General features: G+C 68.9%; 22 protein-coding genes. 12 read left to right on the top strand and 10 right to left on the bottom strand.

Annotated elements, in window-relative coordinates; all coding sequences use genetic code 11:
- Positions 1-48: 48 nt before the first annotated feature.
- Positions 49-978, bottom strand: a complete 930-nt coding sequence (locus IEW87_RS02580; RefSeq protein WP_188710744.1) for a sugar-binding transcriptional regulator — start codon at positions 976-978, stop codon at positions 49-51.
- A 192-nt stretch (positions 979-1,170) separates the two neighbouring features.
- Here IEW87_RS02580 and IEW87_RS02575 point away from each other — a divergent pair, with 192 nt between their 5' ends.
- The 6 genes from IEW87_RS02575 (at position 1,171) to IEW87_RS02550 (ending at position 7,607) form a co-directional block, all read left to right on the top strand.
- Positions 1,171-2,766 carry a sugar ABC transporter ATP-binding protein gene (locus tag IEW87_RS02575; protein ID WP_188710743.1) on the top strand — a complete coding sequence of 532 codons (1,596 nt, stop codon included), beginning with the start codon at positions 1,171-1,173 and terminating at the stop codon, positions 2,764-2,766.
- On the top strand, positions 2,763-3,749 hold the full coding sequence (locus IEW87_RS02570; RefSeq protein ID WP_188710742.1) for an ABC transporter permease: 987 nt from the start codon (positions 2,763-2,765) through the stop codon (positions 3,747-3,749). The genes IEW87_RS02575 and IEW87_RS02570 overlap by 4 nt, the downstream gene beginning before the upstream one ends.
- 72 nt (positions 3,750-3,821) lie before the next feature.
- Complete coding sequence (locus IEW87_RS02565) at positions 3,822-4,880, top strand: substrate-binding domain-containing protein (protein ID WP_188710741.1); 1,059 nt, start codon at positions 3,822-3,824, stop codon at positions 4,878-4,880.
- Between the two features lie 81 nt (positions 4,881-4,961).
- Positions 4,962-6,014, top strand: a complete 1,053-nt coding sequence (locus IEW87_RS02560; protein WP_188710740.1) for an NAD(P)-dependent alcohol dehydrogenase — start codon at positions 4,962-4,964, stop codon at positions 6,012-6,014.
- Positions 6,011-6,775 carry an SDR family NAD(P)-dependent oxidoreductase gene (locus IEW87_RS02555; protein ID WP_188710739.1) on the top strand — a complete coding sequence of 255 codons (765 nt, stop codon included), beginning with the start codon at positions 6,011-6,013 and terminating at the stop codon, positions 6,773-6,775. Before IEW87_RS02560 ends, IEW87_RS02555 begins: the two co-directional genes overlap by 4 nt.
- Before the next feature lie 70 nt (positions 6,776-6,845).
- On the top strand, positions 6,846-7,607 hold the full coding sequence (locus IEW87_RS02550) for an SDR family oxidoreductase (protein ID WP_188710738.1): 762 nt from the start codon (positions 6,846-6,848) through the stop codon (positions 7,605-7,607).
- A gap of 11 nt (positions 7,608-7,618) precedes the next feature.
- On the opposite strand, the gene IEW87_RS02545 is transcribed toward IEW87_RS02550, so the two are convergent.
- Positions 7,619-9,745, bottom strand: a complete 2,127-nt coding sequence (locus IEW87_RS02545) for an ATP-dependent Clp protease ATP-binding subunit (RefSeq protein WP_188710737.1) — start codon at positions 9,743-9,745, stop codon at positions 7,619-7,621.
- A 77-nt stretch (positions 9,746-9,822) separates the two neighbouring features.
- On the opposite strand from IEW87_RS02545, the gene IEW87_RS02540 reads away from it, so the two are divergent.
- Complete coding sequence (locus IEW87_RS02540; protein ID WP_188710736.1) at positions 9,823-10,185, top strand: hypothetical protein; 363 nt, start codon at positions 9,823-9,825, stop codon at positions 10,183-10,185.
- An 11-nt stretch (positions 10,186-10,196) separates the two neighbouring features.
- Here the strand turns inward: IEW87_RS02540 and IEW87_RS02535 are convergent, their stop codons facing one another.
- The 3 genes from IEW87_RS02535 to IEW87_RS02525 form a co-directional block, all read right to left on the bottom strand.
- Entirely contained in the window at positions 10,197-11,411 is a 1,215-nt protein-coding gene (locus tag IEW87_RS02535) for a glycosyltransferase (protein WP_229730862.1), read from the bottom strand.
- Positions 11,408-12,559, bottom strand: coding sequence for a glycosyltransferase (locus tag IEW87_RS02530; RefSeq protein WP_188712622.1), 1,152 nt, complete (start codon positions 12,557-12,559; stop codon positions 11,408-11,410). The genes IEW87_RS02535 and IEW87_RS02530 overlap by 4 nt, the downstream gene beginning before the upstream one ends.
- A gap of 102 nt (positions 12,560-12,661) precedes the next feature.
- Positions 12,662-14,089 (bottom strand): CCA tRNA nucleotidyltransferase, encoded by a 1,428-nt coding sequence (locus tag IEW87_RS02525; protein ID WP_188710735.1) that lies wholly within the window; start codon positions 14,087-14,089, stop codon positions 12,662-12,664.
- Between the two features lie 83 nt (positions 14,090-14,172).
- Here IEW87_RS02525 and IEW87_RS02520 point away from each other — a divergent pair, with 83 nt between their 5' ends.
- Positions 14,173-15,690: a DUF7059 domain-containing protein gene (locus IEW87_RS02520; protein ID WP_188710734.1), complete on the top strand. Its 1,518-nt coding sequence runs from the start codon at positions 14,173-14,175 to the stop codon at positions 15,688-15,690.
- Positions 15,691-15,726: 36 nt separating this feature from the next.
- Here IEW87_RS02520 and galK read toward each other — a convergent pair whose 3' ends face one another.
- Positions 15,727-16,917 (bottom strand): galactokinase, encoded by a 1,191-nt coding sequence (galK, locus tag IEW87_RS02515; protein ID WP_188710733.1) that lies wholly within the window; start codon positions 16,915-16,917, stop codon positions 15,727-15,729.
- Complete coding sequence (gene galT / locus IEW87_RS02510; protein WP_188710732.1) at positions 16,914-18,104, bottom strand: galactose-1-phosphate uridylyltransferase; 1,191 nt, start codon at positions 18,102-18,104, stop codon at positions 16,914-16,916. Before galT ends, galK begins: the two co-directional genes overlap by 4 nt.
- Positions 18,105-18,275: 171 nt before the next feature.
- Between galT and IEW87_RS02505 the strand changes: the two genes are divergently transcribed.
- The 4 genes from IEW87_RS02505 to trxA all read left to right on the top strand — a co-directional run bounded on the left by IEW87_RS02505 (position 18,276) and on the right by trxA (position 23,348).
- Positions 18,276-20,348 (top strand): DUF6049 family protein, encoded by a 2,073-nt coding sequence (locus IEW87_RS02505; RefSeq protein WP_188710731.1) that lies wholly within the window; start codon positions 18,276-18,278, stop codon positions 20,346-20,348.
- Positions 20,345-21,940 (top strand): murein biosynthesis integral membrane protein MurJ, encoded by a 1,596-nt coding sequence (gene murJ, locus IEW87_RS02500; RefSeq protein ID WP_188710730.1) that lies wholly within the window; start codon positions 20,345-20,347, stop codon positions 21,938-21,940. Before IEW87_RS02505 ends, murJ begins: the two co-directional genes overlap by 4 nt.
- A 116-nt stretch (positions 21,941-22,056) precedes the next feature.
- Positions 22,057-23,007 carry a thioredoxin-disulfide reductase gene (trxB, locus tag IEW87_RS02495; protein ID WP_188710729.1) on the top strand — a complete coding sequence of 317 codons (951 nt, stop codon included), beginning with the start codon at positions 22,057-22,059 and terminating at the stop codon, positions 23,005-23,007.
- 17 nt (positions 23,008-23,024) lie between these two features.
- Positions 23,025-23,348, top strand: a complete 324-nt coding sequence (trxA, locus tag IEW87_RS02490; protein ID WP_188710728.1) for a thioredoxin — start codon at positions 23,025-23,027, stop codon at positions 23,346-23,348.
- A 56-nt stretch (positions 23,349-23,404) separates the two neighbouring features.
- On the opposite strand, the gene IEW87_RS02485 is transcribed toward trxA, so the two are convergent.
- From IEW87_RS02485 to IEW87_RS02470, 3 genes are read right to left on the bottom strand one after another with little or no spacing between them, the layout of a single operon-like run.
- Positions 23,405-23,752, bottom strand: a complete 348-nt coding sequence (locus tag IEW87_RS02485) for a tryptophan synthase subunit alpha (RefSeq protein WP_188710727.1) — start codon at positions 23,750-23,752, stop codon at positions 23,405-23,407.
- A gap of 45 nt (positions 23,753-23,797) precedes the next feature.
- A complete protein-coding gene (locus IEW87_RS02480; protein WP_229730860.1) occupies positions 23,798-24,952 on the bottom strand; it encodes a ParB/RepB/Spo0J family partition protein in 1,155 nt (384 codons plus the stop codon).
- On the bottom strand, positions 24,952-25,821 hold the full coding sequence (locus IEW87_RS02470) for a ParA family protein (RefSeq protein WP_188712620.1): 870 nt from the start codon (positions 25,819-25,821) through the stop codon (positions 24,952-24,954). Before IEW87_RS02470 ends, IEW87_RS02480 begins: the two co-directional genes overlap by 1 nt.
- Between the last annotated feature and the right edge of the window lie 5 nt (positions 25,822-25,826).

Here is a 25,826-nt window from a genome sequence, read left to right as displayed (position 1 = left end):
GCTCATTGCGGCACGCAGTGGGCTCGTCGGAGGCCTGTGTGGAGCAATTCAGGGGGTGGCGAGAAGCCGCTCCGCCAGCGCGGCGTCCGTCACCAGCGAATCGATGAGGCCGGTGCGCAGAGCCGCGCGCACCGCGTCCGTCTTCGTCGGTCCGCCCGCGACGGCGATCACCTCCGGGACCGCGCGCAACTGGTCGGCCGTGATCGATATCGAGCGATGATCGATTGCGTCGATGATGTGGCCGTCGCGATCGAACAGCGTCGCGCACACCTCGCCCACCACGCCAGCGGCGACGAGATCGTCGGCGACGCCCTGCTCGGCCGCGGCGTCGTAGAGCTGGGAGTCGGCCGGATCCCAACTGCCGATCGCGACGACGCCCTTCGAGATCGCATCGAACTTCGCATACGCGTCCACGATGATGCGGTCGTTTCGCAGGGCGTGGGCGGTCTGCTCATCCTGGACGAGCATCGGTGCGAAGATCGGGTAGCTCTCCCCGCCGCTCGCCCGTGCGACGCGGCGGATGATCTCCACACCGTGCTCCCGGACAGGGCCGGCGACGCCGCCGAGCGCGACGACGTCGCAGGACGGCAGCTCCTCAAGGTGATTGACTGCGGCGCCGAGGGTGCGACCCGCGGTGAACCCGAGCAGGTCTTCCTCCGTGACGATCTCGCGAAGCAGGCCCGCCGCCGCCTTGCCCAGCGCCTGCTGGATCGTCTTCGGCGCCTCGCCGGCGGTCGTCACCGCCACCGCGTGCGTCAGCCCGAACCGATTCTGCAGCCCGATCGACAGTTCCGGATCGATTGTGTCGGGAGCGGCGATCTCGATTCGCACGATGCCCAGGTCGCGGGCCTTGTCGAGCATGCGCGCCACCTTGAAGCGAGACAAACCGAGTTCCGCCGCGATCTCGATGCGGCTGTGCCCGTCGCGGTAATGGCGCTGCGCGACGTACGCGACGCGAATCAGCTCATCGGGTCCCATGGCTTCCCTTCTCGCTTCTCGCGCGGTCCCGCGACCTTCGTGCAGACTCTACCCTCGCACCGAACACGGTCTTCCTGTGTGCTCATATGAGCGGCCCCTCTGCGCATATGGGCGTCATGCGGTACAGTCTTCGACGGCGGTGCGAATCTCCGCACGGTGCGATGACGCGACTGTCGCAGAAAGGACTTCGGCATGACGGATCCGCAGACCACGGCGGTCTCGGCTCGTGCAGGCGACCACCCGGTCGCGCTCGAGGCACGCAACGTCCACAAGGCCTTCGGCGGCATTCCTGTGCTGCGCGGCGTCTCCCTGAGCCTCCGCCCCGGAAGCATCACCGCCCTGGCCGGGGAGAACGGCGCGGGCAAGTCCACACTGATGAAGATCGCGTCCGGCCAGCTCCGCGGTGACGAGGGGGAGGTCCTCGTGCGCGGCGCAGAGCTGCCGACGGGAAACCCCCAGGCGGCGACGCGCGCCGGCGTCGCGATCGTGCCGCAGGAGCTCGCCTCGCTGCCGGAGATGACCGTCTACGAGAACATCTTCATCGGGCGTGAGCTCCGCGGACCGCTCGGCCTGCGACGGCGCGACATGATCGCTCGCTCGCGGGAGAATCTCGCAGAGTTCGGGCTCGATCTCGACCCGACCACCGTCATGGCGACGCTCCCGGTCGGCGTCCGACAGATCATCGAGATCATCAAGGCGACGAACACCGGCGCCCACGCGATCCTGCTCGACGAGCCCACCAGCGCCATTGCCGCGCGCGAGGTCTCGCGGCTCGTCCACGTGATGCGGACCCTGCGGGACTCCGGCGTCGCTCTGCTGTTCACGACGCACAAGATGGAGGAGATGCGCGAGTTGGCCGATCAGGTCGTCGTGATGCGCGACGGCCGGCTCGTCGCCGACTCGGCCATGGGCGACATCAGCGATGACGAGATCGTCACGGCCATGATCGGCCGCGAGCTCGAGGATCTGTTCCCCGACCTCCCGCCGCGCAGCGACGAGGTCGTCCTCGACGTGCGCGGCCTCGAGGTCGACGGCGCTCCGGAACCGATCGACCTCACCGTCCGCCGGGGCGAGATCGTCGGTCTCGCCGGACTCGTGGGCGCCGGTCGCACCGAACTCATCGAGGGGATCTTCGGCAATCGCCGCACTCATCGCGGAGAGATCCGCGTGGCCGGGAAGTCGATCATCCGCAATCAGCCGGCCGCATCCATCGCCGCGAACGTCGCGCTCGTGCCAGAAGACCGCAAGGGCACGGGCGGGGTGCTCACCATGGACATCCTCGACAACGGCAGCCTGCCTCGGCTGTCATCGTTCACGATCGCCGGGTGGCTGCGCCAGCGCGCGCGCCGAGAAGCCGTGAGCACCGCGACGGGCTCCGTCCGGCTGAAGAGCCGCGGCCTGGGGCAGCAGATGGAGACCCTCTCCGGAGGGAATCAGCAGAAGGTCGTCTTCGCGCGCTGGCTCGTCGGCGACGTCGACGTCCTCCTGCTCGACGAGCCCACGCGCGGCGTCGATGTCGGCGCCCGCAGCGAGATCTACCGCATCATCGTCGACCTCGCACAGCGCGGCATGGCGGTGCTGATGGCGTCCAGCGATATGCCCGAGATCCTGAGCCTCTCGCACCGCGCGCTCGTGATGCGCGGCGGCGAGATCGTCGGCGAACTCCCCCGCGAGGAGCTGCACGCCGACGACGTGCAGGATCGCATCTTCCGGCTGTCAAGCGGCCTCACCACCAGCGGGAACCCCATACCCACCGCCCAGGACCTCGGGAAGGACACGGAGCGATGAGCACCGAAACAGTTGTGGACACGAGCCGCCGTCGATTCAGCACTGCGTGGTTTCAGAGTCTTGCGATCCGCTATGCGATGGTCATCGTACTTCTCCTCGTGATCGCGTTCTTCGCCTACCGCAGCGCCCGCTTCGGAACGGTCGACAACGTCGTCACGATTCTCGTCGCCGCTGCGCCGTTCGCCCTGATCGCCCTGGGCCAGACACTCGTCATCCTCACCGGCGGTATCGATCTGTCGGTGGGCAGCGTGATCGCACTCAGCTCCATGGTGGGTGCGCTCGTGGCGAAGACCAATCCCGAGCAGATCTGGCTCGCGCTGATCGCCGCGGTGGTGGTGGGAGCCGCCGCCGGAAGCGTCAACGGCTTCGTCGTCTCGGTGATGAAAGTGCCCCCATTCATCGCGACGCTGGGAATGCTGACGCTCGCCTCCGGTCTGGCGTATGTCGTCGGCAGCGGCGCACCGATCAACGGGCTCCCGTCGGGGTTCGGCAATCTCGCCAACACCGAATTCTTCGGCCTCACCATCCCGGTCATTCTCATGATCGTCGGGATCCTCGGACTCGGCATCATCATGCGTCGCACCGCGTTCGGGATGCGCATCTACGCGGTCGGCGGCAACGAGCTGGCCGCCCGCATCGCCGGCGTGAAGACCGGCCGCGTCCTCTTCAGCGTCTACGCCATCAGCGGCGCGCTCGCCGGACTGTCGGGCGTGATGCTCGCCTCGCGCGTCATCACGGGCTCGCCCTCATTGGGCGTCGGGTACGAGCTCGACGCCATCGCGGCCGTCGTCATCGGCGGCGCGAGTCTGCTCGGCGGGCGCGGCACAGTCTGGGGCACGGCGCTCGGCCTGCTCCTGATTCAGACCCTCAACAACGGTCTCGACATCCTGACGGTCCCCGCCTACTGGCAGGACGTGATCAAGGGTGTGCTCATCGTCGCGGCAGTCTCCGTCGACGTGTGGGCGACGAAGAGGCGCACATGATCCCACCAGACACCATTTCCGACACGCGACGACCGTCGCACACCCCTGCATAGATTGCTACGGAGGAATCTCATGACACTCAGTTCGAAAGCCCGCGGCGTCGCGGGCGCGAGCACCGCCGCCGTCGCCGCCATGGCCCTCGTCGCCTGCGGCGCCGGGGATCCGAACGCGGGCGACGACGACACCATCACCATCGGCGTGAGCGTGTACGACATGTCGTCCTTCATCACGGAGGGCAAGGAGGGGATCGACCGCTACGCCGCGGACAACGACATCGAGATCCTGTGGAACTCCGCCGGCATGGACGTCAGCGCCCAGGCCGACCAGGTCGACCAGTACATCAACGCCGCTGTCGACGCGATCATCGTCGTGCCGGTGCAGGCGGAGACGCTGGAGCCGCAGGTGAGCGCGGCCGCCGCGGCCGACATCCCGCTGCTCGATGTCAACGCGACGCTCAACAACGACGAGGTCGCGGGCTCGGTGCAGCCCGACGATGTCGCCGCGGGCGCGCAAGAGGCCGAGATGATGATGGAGGAGCTCGGGGGAGAGGGCAACGTGGTCATCCTCCAGGGCCCACTGGGCGGCTCCGGAGAGATCAACCGCGGTGCCGGGATCGACCAGGTGCTCGAGGAGCACCCCGACGTCGAGGTGCTCGCGAAGGACACCGCGAACTGGAGCCGCGATGAGGCCGTCAACAAGATGAAGAACTGGATCTCGGCCTTCGGCGACGACATCGACGGCGTGATCTCGCAGAACGACGACATGGGCCTCGGCGCGCTGCAGGCACTGCGCGAGGCGAACATGGGCGATGTGCCGATCGTCGGCATCGACGGCATCGAGGACGGACTGCGCGCCGTCGAGAGCGGCGACTTCATCGGCACCTCATTGCAGAACGGCACCGTGCAGCTGGCGACCGGTGTCGCCGTCGCCGCCAAGATCGTGCGTGGCGAGGACGTCGATCTCAACCCCGTCTATCTGATGCCCGAGATCACGCAGGAGAACGTCCCCGAGGCGATGGAGCACGTGGTCACCGACCGCGAGACGTTCCTCGACGGGCTGTCTGACCTCATCAACAGCAACCTCGAGTCCGGTGACATCGCGTTCGAGGGCCTGACGGGCCAGGGCGAATAGTCCGCCTCGTCCGGGCTCACGGGGCGCCGACGCGCCTCGCGAGCCCGGATTTACCGCCGTATCCACCGAGAGGATTTCGCCATGACCACCCCGTCGCCTGCCACGACCATGCGCGCCAGCGTGCTGCTCCGCGAGAACGAACTCACCGTCGAAGAGCGTGCGGTCCCCCAGCCAGGACCAGGCGAGGTGCTCGTGCGCGTCGCCGCCGTCGGCATCTGCGGTTCGGACGTGCACTATTACCGGCACGGCCGCATCGGAGACTTCGTCCTCGACGAGCCGCTCGTCCTCGGCCACGAGCTGTCGGGGCGCATCGCCGCCGTGGGGGAGAACGTCGACGCCGCCCGAGTCGGCGAGCGCGTCGCGGTTGAGCCACAGAAGCCGTGCCGCCGCTGCCGCGAGTGCCTCGCCGGTCGATACAACCTGTGTCCGCGCATGGAGTTCTACGCGACCCCACCGATCGACGGCGCGTTCGCGGAGTACGTCGTGATCGATTCTGAGTTCGCCCACGCTGTCCCCGACTCGATGTCGGACGAGGCCGCGGCACTTCTCGAGCCGCTGTCGGTCGCGATCACGACGATGCGCAAGGCGCACGTCGTGCCGGGGTCGCGCGTCCTCATCGCCGGGGCGGGCCCGATCGGCGTGATCTGCGCGCAGACGGCGCGCGCCTTCGGCGCTGCCGAGGTGATCGTGACAGACCTCGTCGCCGAACGTCGTGAGCGCGCACTGGAGTTCGGCGCCACGCAGTCGCTCGATCCGCGTGAGGTCGACGTCGCTACGGCGGGCTTCGACGTCGACGCGTTCATCGACGCCAGCGGCGCGCCGCGGGCCGTGTTCGACGGCATCAAGGCGGTGCGACCCGCCGGGCACGCCGTGCTGGTCGGGCTCGGGAACGCTGAGATGCCGCTTCCTGTCGAGCACATCCAGAACCTCGAGATCTCGGTGACCGGTGTCTTCCGATACACCGACACGTGGCCCGCGGGCATCCACCTCGTCACCACGGGACAGGTGGATCTCGACGCGCTCGTGACCGGAAAGTTCGATCTCGATCACGTGGCCGAGGCACTCGATAGCGACCAAGATCCCACCGGCCTGAAATCCATCGTCTACCCCACCTCCACGAAGGACACGCCATGACCTCGGTCTTCAGCCTGGAGGGCCGGTCCGCTGTCGTCACCGGCGGCAATCAGGGACTCGGCAAGGCGTTCGCGTTCGGCCTCGCCGAGGCGGGAGCGCGCGTCGCGATCGTCGGCCGGAGTGCCGAACGCAATGCGTCCGTGGCAGCAGAGGCCGCGGAGGCTGGCCACACGTTCGTCACGATCACGGCCGACATCACCGACGACGCTCAGGTCGAGCGCATGACGAGCGAGGCGGTGGAGGGGCTCGGCGGGCGCGTCGACGCCCTCGTCAACAACGCCGGCACCTGCTACCACAACGAGGCGTTCGCGGTCACGGACCAGGAGTGGGACGACGTGTGGAATCTCAACGTCCGCGCGCTGTGGAAGGCGACGGTGGCGTTCGGCGCGCACATGCGCGAAAACGGCAGCGGCGCGATCGTGAACATCGGCAGCATGTCCGGGCTCATCGTGAACCGCCCGCAGATGCAACCGGCGTACAACGCCTCCAAAGCCGCCGTCCACCAGCTGACGAAATCGCTCGCGGTCGAGTGGGCCCCGTACGGTATCCGCGTCAACGCCGTGGCACCCGGCTACGTCAAGACCGAGATGGCCCCGGTCGATCGCCCTGAGTTCCGCAAATACTGGATCGACGATGCCCCGCAGCAGCGGTTCGCGATGCCCGAGGAGATCGCGCCGAGCGTCGTCTTCCTGGCCAGCGACGCGGCGTCCTTCGTGACCGGATCGGTGCTCGTCGTCGACGGCGGCTACACCGCGGTGTGAGGTCGATCGACCACAGTCAGCCAGGGAGCGAATCGTGCGGCGCGGAAGCGCCGCGACGAGAGGAGATCAGATGGATCAGACACTCGGCCCGGTCGTCGTGACGGGTGGCGGGCGCGGGCTCGGGCACTCGATCGCGTCGGCCTTCGCGGCGCAGGGTGCGTCGGTCGCGCTGCTCGACGTCCAGGAGGGCGCCAGCGAGGTGGCGCGCGCGCTCGGAGACGAGCATGGCGTCGACGCGATCGGCGTCGACGCGGACGTCACCGACCCCGCCGACCTCGAGAGTGCGTTCGCGCTCGTGCGTGAGCGCCTGGGCGTGCCGCGGATTCTCGTGACCGCCGCGGGCATCACGCAGTTGAAAGACGCGCTCGAGGTCTCGCCCGACGAGTGGCGCCGCGTGATGGCGGTGAACGTCGACGGCACGTTCTTCGCCGCGCAGGCCTTCGCCCGCGGCCTCCTCTCCACGGGAGCGAGCGGGAGCGCCGTGTTCATCTCCTCGATGTCGGGGTCGATCGTCAACGTCCCGCAGCGACAGTCGGCCTACAACACCTCGAAGGCGGCCGTGTCGCATCTCGCGAAGTCGCTGGCGGTCGAGTGGGCAGACTCCGGGATCCGGGTGAACGCGATCGCTCCCGGGTACTTCCTCTCCGACATGACGCGCCAGTTCACCGATGAGAATCCCGAGCTCGCGCGGGACTGGACCTCTCGTATCCCCCTCGGCCGAATGGGTGACCCCGCCGACCTGCACGGTCTCGCGCTGTTCCTCGGATCCGAGGCCTCCGCGTACGTCACCGGGCAGGTGCTCGGCATCGACGGCGGCTACACCGCGATCTGACGCCGCGCGGCTCAGGCGCCCGTGAGGGCGAGCGCCGAGCCGTCGGCGGCGACATCCACCTTCACGGTGTCTCCGTCGTGAATCGTGCCGGCGAGGATCCCGCGGGCCAGCAGATCCTGGATCTCCTTCTGGATGAGGCGGCGCAGCGGCCGCGCGCCGAACGAGGGGTCGTACCCGCGATCCGCGAGCCACGCTCGCGCGTCCGGAGTGACGGCCAGCGTCAGGCGGCGATCCGCGAGGCGCTGCTGCAGCAGGTCGACCTGCAGCTCCACGATCTGTGCGAGGTCGTCCTGGCCGAGCGCGTCGAAGATCACGATGTCGTCGAGGCGGTTGATGAACTCCGGCTTGAACGAGGCGTTCACGAGATCTGTTACTCGCGCCTTCTTCACGTCGGGCGCGATCGTGGGGTCGACGAGCACCGGGGATCCGATGTTGCTCGTCAGGATGAGGAGCACGTTCTTGAAGTCGACCGTCCGGCCCTGGCCGTCCGTGAGCCGGCCGTCGTCCATCACCTGCAGAAGGACGTCGAAGACCTCGGGGTGCGCCTTCTCGACCTCGTCCATCAGCACGACGCTGTAGGGCCGGCGGCGCACCGCCTCGGTGAGCTGGCCGCCCTGGTCGTAGCCGACGTAGCCCGGAGGGGCGCCGACGAGGCGCGAGACCGAGTGCTTCTCGCCGTACTCCGACATGTCGATGCGCACCATCGCGTGCTCATCGTCGAACAGGAACTCCGCGAGGGCCTTCGCGAGCTCGGTCTTGCCGACGCCTGTCGGCCCGAGGAACAGGAAGGATCCGGTGGGCCGGTTCGGGTCGCTCAGCCCGGCACGCGAGCGGCGCACGGCGTCCGACACGGCGACGACCGCGTCGCGCTGGCCGACGAGGCGACGCCCCAGCTCGGCCTCCAGGTGCAGCAGCTTCTCGCTCTCACCCTGCATCAGACGGCCAACCGGGATCCCCGTCCACGCGGCGATGACGCCCGCGATGTCTTCGTCGGTGACCTGGTCGCCGACCATCCGGTCGTCCGACTGCTCGGCCTTCTCGGCCTCGACGAGCTGACGCTCGAGGTCCGGGATCTCGCCGTAGAGCAGGCGAGAGGCGCGCTCGAGGTTGCCCTCACGCTGTGCACGCTCCGCGTCGACGCGCGCATCGTCGAGGCGCGTCTTCAGGTCGCCGACGCGGTTGAGGGAAGAACGCTCCTTCTCCCACCGCGCCTGCAATTCGTCGAGCTCGGCCTGCTGCGCCTGGATGTTCTCGCGCAGCGCGGCGAGGCGCTCCTTCGACGCCTCATCCTTCTCCTTCTTGAGCGCGAGCTCCTCGAGCTTCAGACGGTCGACATGGCGGCGCAGCTGATCGATCTCGAGAGGCGCGGAGTCGATCTCCATACGCAGTCGGCTCGCGGCCTCGTCAATGAGATCGATCGCCTTGTCGGGCAACTGCCGGCTCGGGATGTACCGATGCGAGAGCGACGCCGCCGCGACAATCGCGCCATCGCTGATCGCCACCTTGTGGTGCGCCTCGTACCGCTGCTTCAAGCCGCGCAAGATCGCGATCGTGTCCTCGACCGTCGGCTCGCCCACGTACACCTGCTGGAAACGACGTTCAAGCGCCGCGTCCTTCTCGATGAACTCGCGATACTCGTTTAGGGTCGTGGCGCCGATCATGCGCAGCTCCCCGCGCGCGAGCATCGGCTTGAGCATGTTCGCGGCCGCGACGGATCCCTCGCCGCCGCCCGCACCCATGAGGACGTGCAGCTCGTCGATGAAGGTGATCACGCGCCCCTCAGACTCGGTGATCTCCTGCAGCACCTTCTTCAGCCGCTCTTCGAACTGGCCGCGGTACATCGCACCGGCCACGAGTGCGGAGATGTCGAGCGTGATGAGTTCACGACCCTTGAGCGACTCCGCCACGTCGCCGGCGACGATGCGCTGCGCCAGGCCCTCCGCCACGGCGGTCTTGCCGACGCCGGGCTCGCCAATGAGCACGGGGTTGTTCTTCGTGCGACGGGTGAGTACCTGACTCACGCGTCGGATCTCGGCGTCTCGCCCGATCACCGGGTCGAGCTTGCCGTTTCGAGCGCGCTCGGTGAGGTTGATGCCGAACTGCTCGAGGGCGCTGGTCTGCTCCTCGTTCTCCGCCACGAATGCCTCCTACGGTGCGAACTTGAGTGGGGTCGACTCAAGTTTAGCACCGATTCGATGACGCATAGGGTGTGAAGATGACGTCTCCAGCCACACCCGCGCCCTACGGGTACGCCAGCCCCACGCCGCGCGGATCCGGTCGATCGGGGCTCGCGATCACGGCGCTCGTCATCGCGATCGTGGCGGTCGCGATCAGCACGAGCATGTCCGTCGTCCAGTTCACGATGTACGACGCGTCCTTCGAGACCATCCGGCTGTGGGCGTTCATCGCGAGCGCGACGAACGTGGTCTCGGCGATCGTCTCGCTGGTCGCGCTCATCCTCGGGATCCTCGCCCTGCGCGGATCCCGGCCCGCCGTCTCGGGCGTCGCCGTCGGCATCTCTGCGGCACACATCTTCGGCACGGTCACCACCACGCTGTTCTCCCTCGTGGTGATCTGACCCGACGCGCGTCAGCCGCGCAGCACCCGCTCGTAGACGGCGATCATCGCCTCGGTGCGCGAGGACTGGACGAACTCGCGCCGCACGCGCTGCGACGGTTCCGGCAGGGATCCAGACTGCGCGTCGCGCTCGACGGCGCGCAGCGTCGCCGCGAGGGCCTGGATCCGCCCCGTGTGCGTGGGAGCGGGGTGCACGCGCCACACGCCGCCGCGCATCTCGCGCGCGACGTCGGGATCCGAGACGACCGACGGGGTGCCGAGCTGCGCCGCCTCGAAGGGCGTCATCCCCTGCGTCTCGAATCCGATCGACGTCTGCACGAGCGCCGTCGCCGCCGCGATCCGCTCGAGCGTCTCGCGATACGGCAGTCGGCCGAGAAACCGCACGCGGTCGCCCAGGGCGCGGGCCGCGACGAAACGTTCGGCGTCCTCCCGCTGAAAGCCCGCGCCCACGATCTCCACGGGGAGTCTTATGCGGCTCGCGGCATATGCTTGCAGGAACGGGAGCAGACGCTTCTCGGCGCTCATCCGCCCGACCCAGATCAGCCCGCCCGACGGGGCGGGCGCGGCGAGATCGGCCAGCACGTCGTCGTCGATGCCATTCCAGATCACGTCGACGTCATCGAAGACGCCGTGACGCTCGAGGCGGCGCGCGAAGTGCGCCGAGGGCGCGGTGACGGCCGCCGCACCGGCCGCGATGCCGCGCAGGTACGCCCAGCCGTCCGATCCGCGGCCCGAGCCCGGCAGCGCGCGGCGTCGCCACACGTTGAGGGCGGCGAGCACGAGACCCGGCAGCGGCGCTGTCGCTTCGATCCCCACATCGACGCGGTTGTGCATCGTGTGGACCACGGGGAGACGAGACCGCACCGCGAAGCGGTGACCCAGGACCGCGCCCCAGTAGTCGGCCTGGACGTGCACCACGTCGGGCAGTCGGATACCGTCCCGCCGCAAGCGGCGCGCGAGCGCGGCATCGACGCGCCGATCAGCCCGAGCGCCGGGCCAGAGCGCGGAATACTCGGGATCGGACGGCACCGGAACGGACGGCAAATCAACGTATGCCTCATCATGCATGTTCGACAGATTCCGGCCGTGGCGGCGCGGACCCACGATCGTGACGGTGTGCCCGGCGCGCTCGAGGAACTTGCGCTGCAGACGCATCGCGACCTGCGCGCCGCCGGACGTCTCGACGTGCTGGTCGCCGAACATCACGACGTGCAGCCCTCGAGTCATGCAGGAAGCGTATCGCCCCGGTACAGCGCCTCGAACGTGTCGAGCGTGCGGGTGATGTCGTGGACCGCCACGAGCCGGAGCGACGCCCGCTGCATCTGCTCGTAACTCTCGGGAGAGGCATCGAGCACGTCGCGCAGGCGCGCGGTGAGCGCGTCGACGTTACCCGGCTCGAACAGATGGCCGTTCACGCCGTCCTCGACGAGGTGGGGAAGCGCCACGGCGTCTGCTGCCACGACGGGGAGACCGGAGGCCATCGCCTCCATCGTGGCGATGGACTGCAACTCCGCGATCGACGCGATCGCGAAGACCGACGCGCGCGTCAGGGCGGTCCGCAGCTCCTCGTCGGTCACGTGCCCGTGGAACACGACGCGGTCGCGGATCCCGAGCTCCTCGGCGAGCTTCTCCAGCGCCACTCGCTGATCGCCGTCTCCGATGAGCTCCACGGTCGCGCCATCGATGCGCGCGGCAGCGCGGAGCACCTCATCCACGCGCTTTTCGCTCGTCAGGCGCCCCACGAAGACGATGCGCTTCTCGGTTCGCGGCGCCAACTCAGCCGTGTACTGCGCCATATCGATGCCGCAGCTGATCGGAATCACGCCCGAGACGTCGATCGTGCGCTCGAGGAAGTCGGCCGCCTTGCGCGTCGGCGTCGTCACGGCCGCGGTCATGTCGAACGTCCGCGTGGCGTCGGCCCATGCCGCCTTCACGAAGAGGCGGTTGCCCCACGCGGGCAGACGGGTGAAGTCGAGGATGTTCTCGGCCATCGTGTGGTTCGTCGCGATCACGGGGATCCCCCGGCGGCGCGCCTCGCGCGCGAGGCCGCGGCCGATGACGATGTGTGACTGGATATGCACGACATCCGGCTTCACGCGGTCGAGCACCTGGCGCGCGTAGTGGCGCGAACGCCACGGCCACACGAAGCGCAGCCAGTCGTGACCCCACAGTCGCACCGACGGCAGCCGGTGCATGGCGAGGTCCTCGCCCTCGATGCGCTCGGCGCGCGGCTGCACACGTCGCCACCGGTCGTTCGGTGCCGCGACGTGCACAGCGTGTCCGCGGCGCACAAGACCGGCAGCGAGGCGTTCGGCGAACCGCGCGGCACCGTTGATGTCCGGGGCGAACGTGTCACACCCGAGCAGAACCGTCATGGGGCGGTGGGTGATCTCTGGCACGTTAGGAGACGCTACCGGTGCGACCCCGGATGGGTCACCCAATCGCCGAGAATTCGGGGGTTATCCAGAAACACGCCGTCACGGCTGCTCCGCCCACCACGCGCGCAGACGTTCCTCGGCGTCCTCGGGGCTCATCGGCCCCTCGTCCAGCCGCAGCTCGAGGAGGAAACGGTAGGCCTTGCCGACCGCGGGACCGGGGGAGATGCCGAGGATCCGCTGGATCTCGTTGCCGTCGAGATCGGGGCGGATCGCGTCGACCTCCTCCTGCTCGCGCAGCTGCGCGATGCGATCCTCGATGTCGTCGTACGCGGCCTTCAGCCGCCGCGCCTTACGCTGATTGCGCGTCGTCACGTCCGCGCGCGTGAGGATGTGGAGGCGCTCGAGCTCGTCGCCCGCATCGCGCACATAGCGCCGAACGGCGGAGTCGGTCCAGGCGCCCTCGGAGTATCCGAAGAACCGCAGGTGCAGGCCGATCAGCTTCGCGACTGACTGCGTGGTCGCGGTGTCGAACTTCAGCTTCTTCAACCGCTTGGACGCCATCCGGGATCCGACGATGTCGTGGTGGTGGAAGCTCACGATGCCACCCGGCTCGAGCCGGCGGGTGCGCGGCTTGCCGATGTCGTGCAGCAGCGCCGCGATGCGCAGTGTCACATCGGCATCCGCGTCGGGGCGACGCTCGCGCTCCAGGTCGATCGTCTGCTGCAGCACCGTCAGCGAATGCTCATAGACGTCCTTGTGATGGTGATGCTCGTCGACCTCGAGCCGCATCGCCGAGAGCTCCGGCAGGAACTCATCAGCGAGGCCGGTGTCGACCATCGCCCGGACGCCGCGCACGGGGTCGTCCGTCTGCATCGTGCGCACGAACTCCGACTGGATCCGTTCGGCGCTGACGATCTCGAGGGTGTCGGTGAGCTCCGCGATCGCGTCGCGCGTGCCCTGTTCGATCTCGAACCCGAGCTGGGCCGAGAAGCGGCAGGCCCGCAGCATGCGCAGCGGATCGTCGCCGAAGCTCACGCGGGGGTCGTCGGGCGTGCGCAGCGCGCCGGCAAGAAGATCCTCGACTCCGCCCGTCGGGTCGACGAGCTTGACCTCCGGTACCTTGAGCGCCATCGCATTGACCGTGAAGTCACGTCGCACGAGGTCGCCCTCGAGGTTGTCGCCGAACGCGACGACCGGCTTGCGCGTCTCGCCGTCGTAACTGTCGGCACGGTACGTCGTGATCTCGACCTGCTCGCCCTTGACGCGCGCGCCGATCGTGCCGAACGCGCGCCCGATGTCCCACTGGGTCGACGACACGGGGGTCACGATCCGCAGGATCTCGTCGGGGTGCGCGTCGGTCGTGAAGTCGAGGTCGTGCGTGGGGCGACCGATGAGAGCGTCGCGCACCGGTCCGCCGACGACCGCCAGTTCGCGTCCGGCTTCGGCGAACGCGCGTCCGAGGATCGCGACCACGGGAGATCTCGCGAGGTCACCGAGCGCAGCGAGACCGGCGGCCATGTTGAGCATGATCTCCAGGATAACGCGGGCGACGGGGGCAGCCGGCACCAGGCGGCGCGGCGCCCGCGGACCTGGGCGGGCAGAATGGTGACGTGGTGAACCCGGATCCCGACCTCTGCCGCTTCCTCGCCCGCGATCTGGCCGCGGCAGACCTCCGTTCGGCCCCGCTGCGCGCGCGATGGGGCGAGGAGGCCGACGACGCGATCGGCCGCACGCTGCGCACGCCCGCCCTCCGCGGGCTCGACGACGCGGACGACCCGCAGGCGGTGCTTGCGCGCCTGCTCGTCTTCGGAATCGCACAACCTGTCCGCAACGTCGACCGAGCGCTCCCGCACACCGGATCCGCCGGGCTCGTCACGCTCGGCCTCGCCGTCACGGACGGTGAGAGCGTCACCCCGACCGCGACGGTGCGACCGCAGTCGTTCGGCGACGACAGCGGCGACGGCGAATGGTGGATCGCGGCCGATCTCGACGAACTCGCGACGGGCGGCGGATCGCTCGCCGCCGACTACGTCCTCGGCGTGGGTGGCGCCTCCATCACCCTGGCGGGCCTCCAGCTGCCGACCCCCGCCACCCGCGTGCTCGATCTCGGGACGGGATGTGGAATCCAGGCGCTCCGCGCCGCGCGATACGCAGACCACGTCGTCGCGACCGACATCTCGGAGCGCGCGCTCGCGTTCGCGCGCATGAACGCGATCCTGAACGACGACCTCGACCTCGACCTGCGTCACGGGTCCCTGTTCGCGCCCGTCGCGGGGGAGACGTTCGACCGCATCGTGTCGAATCCGCCGTTCGTCATCACCCCACGTGCGACCGGCGTGCCCACCTACGAGTACCGCGACGGCGGCCTCGTCGGCGATGCGCTCGTGGAGCAGGTGGTCACGGGCGTCGGCGCGCACCTCGCCCCCGGCGGCGTGGCGCAGTTCCTCGGCAATTGGGAGACGACCGACGGCGAGGACGGACTCGACCGCTTCCGTTCATGGATCGCCGCGTCCGATGTTCCCCTCGATGCGTGGGTCGTCGAACGCGAGCGGCTGTCACCGATCGCGTACGCGGAGATGTGGATCCGAGACGGCGGCACCGCGCCCGGGACGCCGGAGCACGACCGACTGCTCACCGCCTGGCTCGACGATTTCGCCGCGCGCGACGTGTCCGAGATCGGCTTCGGCTACGTGCTGCTGCGACGTCCGCACGCGGATCCGACGCTCGCGCGGTACGAGCACCTACCGCAGGCGATTCCCGCACCGGGAGCACTCGGATCCCACCTCGCCGACGCGCTCGCGGCGCACGACCGGCAGGCGGACCTCTCCGACGACGAGCTCGTCGACTGCGCGCTCGTGGCGGCGTCCGATGTCACCGAGGCCCGCCACCACCTGCCCGGCGAGGAGAACCCCACGGTGATCGAACTGCGTCAGGGCGGCGGCTTCGCGCGCACTCTGTCGGCGGATCCGGCGCTCGCGGGCCTCGTCGGGGCGTGCGGGGGCGAACTCACGGTCGGTCAGATCGTCGGCGCGCTCGCCCACCTGCTCGACGTCGACGTCGACGACCTCCGCGCGTCGCTGCTGCCCGCCGTGCGCACGCTACTCGTCGACGGTTTCCTGCGGTTCTAGTGTCCTTGCTCGCGCGGCCCCGATGAGAACGCAGAGTTAGACGTCGCGCAGCACGCCGTGCGAGGGCACGACCGTGAACTGGTGCGGATCCGTGAAGTCGGCATCCGCGAACGCGGCGGCGATCGCGGCCGTGGTCTCGCCGACGCGATCGGACTCGACGATCGCGATCGCGGCGCCGCCGAATCCGCCGCCGGTCATCCGCGCACCGAGCGCACCGGCGGCGAGCGCCGACTCGACCGCGAGGTCGAGCTCGGGGGTGGAGATCTCGAAGTCGTCGCGCATCGATACGTGCGACGCGACGAGCAGGCCGCCGAGCGCACGCGGACCTTCGGCGCGCAACGTGTCGACCGCGTCGAGCACGCGCTGGTTCTCGGTGACGACGTGCCGCGCGCGCCGGAATGTGACGTCATCGAGCTGTGCGCTCGCGCGCTCGAGATCGCCCGTCGTCACGTCACGCAGGGCGGCGACGTCGAGCGTCTCCGCGGCCCGCATGCACGCGTCGCGGCGATCCCGATAGCCGCCGGTGGCATGGGAATGCGAGACGTGCGTATCGATGACAAGCACGCTCAGGCCCTCGCGGGCGAAGCCGAGGTCGACGCCCTGGGTCTCGAGCGAACGGCAGTCGAGGAATGTCGCCGCGTCGTTCTCGCCCATGATCGAGGCGACCTGGTCCATGATGCCCGTCGGGGCGCCGACCGCCTGATTCTCGGCGGTGCGGCCGATCTTCGCCATGTCGAGCGGATCGAGTCCGAGCAACCAGAGGTCGTTCAACGCTCCGGCGGCCGCGCCTTCGATGGCGGCCGAGGACGACAGTCCCGCGCCGATCGGCACGTCCGACGAGATGGCGATGTCGACGCCGGAGGTGTGGGGCGTACCGGCGAAAGCGAGCCCGGCCCACGCGACGCCGAGCGGATACGCGGCCCATTCCGGTACGGATCCGCTGCGCACCGCTTCGCCCGGCGCGCCGCCGAAGAGCGCGGAGAGCTCGACGAGTGCGACCTCGACCGGGCTGTCGTCGAAGGTCGACGCGACGCGGATGATCCCGTCGCCGCGGTGGCCCACCGCCGCGTACGTGCGGTGCTCGATCGCGAACGGCAGCACGAAGCCCTCGTTGTAGTCGGTGTGCTCGCCGATGAGGTTCACGCGGCCCGGGGCCGACCAGACGCGCGTCGGAGCATATCCCGTCATCCGCCCGAACAGCTCGGTCGCCCGCGAGAGGGCTGTCATGTCGTCACCTCGCCGACGGCGGCGAGCGCCGCGCGCAGCCGCTCCGCACCGACCTCCGGCGGGATCTCCGCGGTCCACGCACCCATGGCGGCCTCGGATCCCGCGAGGAACTTGAGCTTGTCGGCTCCTCGGCGGGGTGAGGTGAGCTGCAGGTGCATGCGGACACTCTCTCTCCCGACCGACACGGGCGCCTGGTGCCACGCCGCGATGTAGGGGGTCGGCGTCTCGTACAGCGCGTCCACGCCGCGCAGCAGGCGCAGGTAGACACGGGCCAGCTCGTCCCGTTCCGCGCTCGTGAGCTCGGCGAAGTCGGCGGCGTGGCGCCGCGGCACGAGGTGCACTTCGACGGGCCAGCGCGCCGCGAACGGCACGTAGGCGAGCCAGTGCTCGGCGGAGAGCACGACGCGCGGCCCGGCGTCCTCGAGATCGACGATGCGCGCGAACAGATCGGCACCCTCGAGATCGATCTGCGTCAGCAGCGCGCGCGTGCGCGGCGTGATGTACGGGTAGGCGTAGATCTGGCCGTGCGGGTGCTGCAGCGTGACGCCGATCTGCTCGCCGCGGTTCTCGAACGGGAAGACCTGCTGCACGCCGGGCAGGGCGCCGAGGTGCATCGTGCGATCGGCCCACGCTTCGATGACGGTGCGGGCGCGGCGCACGGTCTGCGTACCGAAGCTGCCCGTGCGCTCGGGGCTGAAGCACACGACCTCGCAGCGGCCGACGGCGGTACGCGTCCGGCCGATACCCGGCGCGATCAGGTCGTCGAGATCGCGTGGCGCATCCTCTGCGGCGGGAGCGTCACCGGCGGCGCGCGCGAGCGCCGGCCCCAGCGAGGGGGAGCGGTTCTCGAAGACGGCGACGTCGTACTGGTCCGGCACTTCGGAAGGGTTCGTCTCACTCTGCGGTGCGAGCGGATCCAGTTCCGCCGGGGGCAGCATCGCCCGGTTCTGTCGGTTCGCGGCGACGGTGATCCACTCCCCGGTGAGCACGTCCCGCCGCATCGTCGCGGTCCCCGGGCGCGCGTCCAGCTCCCGGGCGTCGATGCGTCGCTCGGCTGGCAGGGTCGTCTCGGCGTCGTCGAAGTAGATCAGCTCGCGACCGTCGGCGAGACGTGAGGGCCGCTTCACGACCCCTGCCAGCAGTTCGGTGGCCGCGTCGGAGACGAAGGCGGATGCGTCAGCGGGCATTCCAGTGTTCCTTGAGGGGGAGGGGGATGCTCTGATCCTATCGACGGCGGCCCAGCATCCCGACGGCGCGCTCGCGGTCATCCCAATCGTTATGCGGAGCCCGCCTCCCAGCCTCCCCGTGTCTTCATCCGTAGAATCACATGCGGTCCTCCGACGCAGGGCCGCTCTCCTATGGACTCTTCGATCGTCTCGCCGCGACGCAGGCACACGCGGCTGCGCATAGGCGCCATCGCCAGCGCCAGCCTGCTGCTTGCGCTGGGCGCGACGCCGGCCGCGGGCGCGGTGCTGGACCCGGCCCCCGCAACGGTCGCGGGCATCGACGACGATCAGGATCCGGCGGAGCGCCCGTTCACGATGGAGCTCGCGGACCGTGGCATCGCCACCGGGTCTACGACAACCGCCACCTTCTCGCTCGCGAACGAGACGGCCGACGACTTCGCCGCCGGAACGATCAGCATCTCCGTCGGCGAGCCGATCGGCGCCGACGCCGTCGACACGTGGCTCAGCGGTGGTGCCGCTTCGGGACTCGAGGAGGTCGACGAGATCAATGCCCCTGATGTGGTCTCGGGCGCCACGCAGTCCGTCTCGGCGACGCTGCCGCTCGCGGATATGCCGCAGGGCGTATATCCCGTCGAGGCCACGTACGACGCCGGAACGGAGCCCGAGGCGGACCGTGCGGCACTCGTCGTCGCGGGCGACGAGCGCGGATCCGTCTCGCTCGTCGTGCCGATCACGGGTCCCGTCACGACGCGCGGCCTGTACGCCTCCGACGCGCTCGCGATCCTCACCAGCCCGGACGGCCTGCTCACGGCGCAGCTCGATGCCGTCGACGGCACCCCGGCGATTCTCGCGGTCGACCCGTCGATCCCCGCCTCCATCCGCGCACTCGGCGACGCGGCGCCGGCGAGCGCGACAGACTGGCTGGAGCGCCTCACCTCGCTCGACAACGACCGGTTCGCGCTGCAGTTCGCCGACGCCGACGTCACGCCGCAGATCGCCGCGGGACTCGACGCCCCGCTCGCGCAGACGCACCTCGGCGCGTTCCTCGACGACAGCGCCGCGGACGACGATCCCTCGCTCCACTCGCTGACGCGGATCGGCCCGTCCGCGAACAGCACGATCTTCTGGCCCGCTCCCGGTTCCGCCGGAGCCGACACGGTGGAGGCGCTGGTCGGCGACGGATCCGCGCGCGTCATGGTGCCGTCCTCGTCGACGACCGATGGATCCGCGCGCCTCGGCGGACAGGTGCTCGCGTACGACGACGCGCTCTCGGACGCGCTGCTCGATGCCGCGCGCGAGATGGACCCTGATGCGAGGGAGCGGGCGCTAGCGGCCGCGACCGTGCGCGTGTGGGCCGCGGCCGCCGAGCGCGACGAACCGCTGCTGCTCGCGTTGGACCGCATGGGATCCGACGAGCTCGCGACGAACGACGACGGCGCGATCGTCGCGGACACGCAGCTGCCGCTGTCGGCGAGCGGCCTCATCGACGCGGTCGCCGCCACGACGGACGGCGCGGTTGCCGAGTTCGCCCATCTCGACGACGTGCTGTCCGTCGATGGCGGCGCCGTGGAGCTGACCGAGACCGCCGCGGACGCCGGTCGCGTGGACGCCGTGGCGACCTATCTCGCGACCGAGCCCGCGCTCGACCACATCGCGACGGCTCTCGAGAATCCCGATCTGTTCACCGGACAGGTCCGCAGCGAGCTCCACCGGATCCTCGCCGTGACGTGGGCGTCGAACACCGAGGGCTGGCAGCAGACCGCGGACGACTTCGCGTCACTCAACGACGATCGCGCCGTCGCGATCGACCTGCAGGATCAGCAGCCGGTGCAGCTGCTCAGCGCCGAGGCTCCGATGCCCGTGTGGATCCGCAACGATCTTCCGTTCACCGCGATCGTCACGGTCGTCGCGATCCCGGACGACCCGCGGCTCTCGATCGAGCGGCGCACCGAGGTCATCGCGCAGCCCGACAGCGTGACCCGCACGACGATTCCGATCGAGGCCCGGGTGGGCTCCGGGGACGTGACGGTGCACTACACGCTCGAGGCCCGGTCGGGCGGCAAGATCGGCCCGACCCGCGACCTGCACGTCACCGTGAGAGCGGATTGGGAGCGGATCGGCATCGGCATCCTCGTCGTCGTCGTGGTGGGGCTGTTCGGCCTCGGCATCTACCGACAGGTGCGCCGCCGTCGACGCGAGTCCGTGGCACATTCCGACGATGGCATACAGGAGACGGACGCATGAGCCTCGGGCGATCCAGTGCCGTGATCGCGGCAGGCACGCTCGCGTCGCGCGTCACCGGCCTGCTGCGCAGCATCGTGCTCGTCAGCGCACTCGGCGCGATGGGGCAGGCGGCCGATGCGTTCACGATCGCGAACCAGCTGCCGAACTACGTCTTCCAGGTGATCTCGACCGGCGTGCTGACGGCCGTGCTCGTGCCGCAGATCGTCAAGTGGTCGCAGGCGGAGGACGGCGGGCAGCGCCTCATCTCGAAGCTCTTCACGCTCGGCACCGTCGTGCTGTTCGGCGTCACGGCAGTCTCGGTCGCTCTCGCCCCGGTGCTGGTCTCGCTGTTCTCGTCGTTCGACTCACGCGAGCAACGCGATCTCGCCGTCGCGTTCGCGCTGTGGTGCCTGCCGCAGGTCTTCTTCTACGGGATGTTCGCGCTGATCGGCGAGACGCTCAACGCGCGCCGCATCTTCGCCCCGTACGCATGGGCACCGATCGCGAACAACGTCGTGTCGAGCGCGGGCTTCGGCGTCTTCATGTGGCTGTTCGGCGGCGACCGCGGCGAGATCGCCGGCTGGGATCCCACAATGGTCGCGGTGCTCGGCGGCACCGCGACCTTCGGCATCCTCTCGCAGACCGTCACCCTCGCGATCTTCTGGCGCCGCACCGGCCTGCGGCTGCGCCCCGACTTCCGCTGGCGCGGCTTCGGGTTCGGCGAGATCCGGAACCTCGCCGGCTGGAGCGTCGGGATGCTGCTCGTCGGCCTCGTCGTGTCCGCCGTGCAGCAGCAGGTCATCACGACCGCGTCGGGTGACGACGCCTCGAGCACGATCTGGTTCAACTCGTGGCTCGTGTTCATGCTTCCCTACTCGCTCATCGTGATGAGCATCGGGACGCCCTACTTCACGCAGCTCAGCGAGCACGCGCACGCGGGACGCGACGACGAGGTGCGCGCAGACATCGGTCGCGCGATGCGCGTGCTGGGGCTGCTGATCGTCATCGCGGCGGCCACCATGATCGCGGCGGCGCTGCCGGTCGCGCGCGTGTTCGCGAACTCCGCGACGCAGGCACACGCGATGGCGCCGGTGCTCATCGCGTTCGTCGCGGCACTCGTGCCGATGGCCGCGCTCTTCATCATCCAGCGCACGTTCTACGCCTACGGCGACACGCGCACGCCCTTCTTCTTCACGGTGTTCCAGGCGATCATCGCGATCTCCGGATCCCTCGTGGCCGCCGCTCTCATCGGATCCGGCTCACTGACGTGGACGGTCGCGCTGTCGCAGTCCGTCTCCAGCGTGCTGCAGCTGATCGTCGCGTGGGTCCTGCTGCGTCGGCGCATCGGCTCACTCGGCTTCGCGCAGACGGCGACCGCCTATCTGCGCTTCGTCGCCGCTGCGATCCCCGCGGGCGTCGCCGGCTACGCGATCCACCTCGCAGCAGGCGGACCCGACGGGTGGATGACGACGTCGAAGCTCACGGCGTTCGCGGGCTGCCTGATGATCGGCGCGGTGAGCGTCGTCGTCTACGCCGTCGTGTTGGCGGTACTGCGATCTCCGGAACTCAAGGCCACGACGGGCCAGATCCGCCGGCGCCTCCGCGGCCGATGATCGCGCCGCGGCGCTCTCACTGTTCGTCTGAGCGCGTCATCGCCGTCCACGAGGGAATACGCGCGACGTAGCATGGGTTGTAGCACCTATACCCGCTCTCGAGGGAGGCACCGCACGTGCGAGACGTCATCATCATCGGCTCCGGCCCCGCGGCATGGACCGCCGCGATCTACACCGCGCGCGCGAGCCTGAATCCGGTGGTCGTCGCAAGCCAGGTCGAAGTGGGCGGTGAGCTCATGAACACCACCGATGTCGAGAACTTCCCGGGCTTCCCCGAGGGGATCATGGGCCCCGACCTCATGGCGAAGATGCAGCAGCAGGCCGAGCGGTTCGGCACCGAGGTGCTGTACGACGATGCGACCGAGCTCGATCTGGCGGGCGCCGTCAAGAAGGTGACGCTCGGATCCGGCGACGTGCTCGAGGCGCGCTCGGTGATCTACGCGACCGGGTCCGCCTACCGCAAGCTCGGTCTACCGCGCGAGGACGAGCTGTCCGGCCACGGCATCTCCTGGTGCGCGACGTGCGACGGTTTCTTCTTCCGCGACAAGGAGATCGCGGTCGTCGGAGGCGGCGACTCGGCGATGGAAGAGGCGACGTTCCTCACGAAGTTCGCCTCGAAGGTCTACATCGTCCACCGCCGTGACGAGTTCCGCGCGTCGAAGATCATGCAGAAGCGCGCCCTCGCCAACGAGAAGATCGAAGTCATCTGGAACAGCGAGGTCGCTGAGATCCAGGGACAGAGCGGTCTGACGGGCGTCGTGCTGGCAGACACCGTGACAGGAGAGAAGCGGGAGCTCGCTCTCGACGGCATGTTCATCGCCATCGGAAACGACCCGCGCACCCACCTCGTGCACGACAAGCTCGACCTCACCATCGACGGCACGATCGCGGTCGACGGGCGTTCGTCGCGCACGTCACTCCCGGGCGTCTTCGCGGCCGGCGACGTGATCGACCCCACCTACCGCCAGGCTGTCACCGCTGCCGGAACCGGCACCGTGGCTGCCCTCGACGCCGAGCACTTCCTCGCGGCCCTCGACGACAACGAGCCGGCCCTCGCCGCAGTTTGAGATCTAAGGAGAACACTATGACCGCGCAGACCACGACCTCCGCAACCTTCGAACAGGACGTCCTGAAGGCCGACGGCCCGGTGCTCGTCGACTTCTGGGCGGAATGGTGCGGCCCGTGCCGCATGGTCTCCCCCGTGTTGGACGAGATCCAGTCGGAGAACTCCGACAAGATCACCGTGATGAAGCTCAACGTCGACGAGAACCCTGATCTCGCCATGAAGTACCAGATCACGTCGATTCCGGCGATGAAGGTCTTCCAGAACGGCGAGGTCGCGACGACGATCATCGGCGCGAAGCCGAAGCAGGCTCTCGAGCAGGATCTCGCCGAGTACCTCGCGTAAGACTCGTGCCGCCCAGGCGCTCATCCGGCTCCGACCGGGTGGGCGCCTGTGTCGTCTCAGTCGCCGATCACGCGCACGACAGCGTCCCAGCGGCGATGCGTGTTCCACGCTCCGAGCATGCCGTCGACGGCGGGTGCAAGCTCGGGGTACTGTGCCGCGATGATCCGCAGTAAGCGCTGATTGCGTGCGTGCGTGGGCATGAGACCGCCGTCGGCCTCGATGTGCTCCGCGCGCAACGACAGCACGACGAGCTCATCGACCGTGGGCAGCTCCTCCATGAAGTCCCACGGATCCTCGCCCGCGCGCAGGCGTTCGTGCTGGAGCGTGGAGAGCTCGTCGATCGCCTCCGCGCGCAGCACCTCGACGCTCGCGCGTCGGGGGAGGAGGGAATCGGGGTTGCTCACCCTTCCAGCGTACGTCCCGCCAGCGGGGTGACGGCCCGGAAACGGCTACTGGTCGTAGCCGGACTCGCCCATCTCGCCGAGGATGCGGTTGAGATCCTGGATCGTTGCGAAACTGATCTTGATCTGGCCTTTTCGCGCCGTCAGATCGATCTTCACCTTGGTGTTGAGGCGGTCGCCGAGCTTATCGGAGACCTCATCGAGGTACGCGCGGCGCGCTCCCGCGCGTGGCTTCGACGGCGCACGTCCGCCGCCACCGAGCATCTGCTTCGCGGCGGCCTCCGCCGCGCGCACGGAGAGCTCCTCGTTGACGATCTTGTCGGCGAGCTTCTGCATCGCCTCGGGATCCTCGAGAGACAGGATCGTCCGCGCGTGCCCGGCCGTCAGGACGCCCGCCGCGACGCGCTGCTGCACGGCCTCCGGCAGTCGAAGCAGCCGGATCGTGTTCGAGATCTGCGGCCGCGAGCGCCCGATGCGGTCGGCGAGCTGATCCTGTGTGATGCCGAAGTCGTTGATGAGCTGCTGGTACGCGGAGGCCTCTTCGAGCGCGTTCAGCTCGGCGCGATGGATGTTCTCGAGCAGCGCGTCGCGGAGAAGATCCTCGTCCGCCGTTTCCCGCACGATGGCGGGGATCCTCTCGAGCTTCGCCTCTCGTGCGGCGCGCGTGCGGCGCTCGCCCATGATCAGCTCGTACGTGCCGTCCTTCTTGTCGCGCACGACGATCGGCTGGAGCACGCCGAACTCTCGCACCGAGTGAACGAGTTCTCCGAGGTCGTGCGGGTCGAAGTGTGTGCGAGGCTGACGCGGATTAGGCACGACCGTGTTCGGGTCGACCTGCACCAAGTGCAGACCGGGTACCTCCGTGAGGTTCTGCTCGGGTTCAGCCGGGGCGGTAGCCGGCTTCGCCGCGCGCGCGGCGGTTGCCCGTGTACTGGTGGCCTTCGGGGCCGATTTCGTCGGTGAGGACTTCGTTGCTGTCGACTTTGCCGCCGGTGTCTTCTTCGCCGGAGTCTTCTTCGCGGAGCCCTTCGACGTCGCCGTCGACGTGCGGGAGGGTGTCTTCTTCGGTGCGGTCTCGTCGTGCGTCGGCTCTATCGGCATCGCCGACCCGGCGAAGAACACATCCGTGGGGCGTTCCCTCGCCTCAGTCGCCGTCGGAATGAGTGCTCCGATTCCTCGACCGAGGCCCGTGCGCTTCGCCATCATCTCCGCCCTTTCCTGCGCGGAGCTCCGCGCTTTACGATCTCTACAGCGGCCTCTTTATAGGCGACAGCGCCCGCGGACGCTTCGTCGTACCCGATCACCGTCTGGCCGAAGCTTGGTGCCTCCGACACCCGCACGGACCGGGGAATGACCGTTTTTAGCACCTCATCAGGGAAATGTTGCCGCACTTCCGCGGCCACCTGCTGCGAAAGCTTCGTCCGTCCGTCGTACATCGTGAGAAGGATGGTCGAGACCCGAAGACGCGTGTTGAGGTGCTTCTGGATCATCTTGACGTTGCCAAGCAGCTGACTCAGCCCCTCGAGTGCGTAGTATTCGGCCTGAATCGGCAGGAAGACCTCGTCTGCGGCACTGAACGCGTTGATTGTGAGCAGGCCGAGCGACGGCGGGCAGTCGATGAACACGAAATCGAGCGGCTCGTCGAGCCCTTCGAGGTACTCGTGCAGTGCGGTGTCGAGGCGCTTCTCGCGCGCCACCTGCGAGACGAGCTCGATCTCCGCACCAGCAAGGTGGATCGTGCTCGGCACGCAGAACAGCCGCTCGTTCTCGGGACTTTGCTGCACTGCGTCGGCTATCGACGTGTCGTTGATCAGCACGTCATAGATGCTCGTGATGTCAGCACTGTGGGGCACACCGAGTGCCGTGGACGCGTTTCCCTGCGGATCAAGATCGATGACGAGCACACGCCCACCGAGAGCCGCGATCGCTGCAGCTGTGTTGACGGTCGTCGTCGTCTTGCCGACGCCACCCTTCTGGTTCGAGACGGTGAGCACGCGGGTCTGGCCGGTGAACTCGATATCGACGTCCTCGAGTTGTTGGCGGCGCGTGCTCAGGTCCTGCAACTGCCGCATAATCG

Origin of the sequence: Microbacterium faecale, from assembly GCF_014640975.1 — a bacterium.
Lineage (GTDB): Bacteria > Actinomycetota > Actinomycetes > Actinomycetales > Microbacteriaceae > Microbacterium > Microbacterium faecale.
The sequence above is the reverse complement of the archived record's forward strand: the minus strand, read 5'-3'. Positions and strand labels throughout refer to the sequence as shown.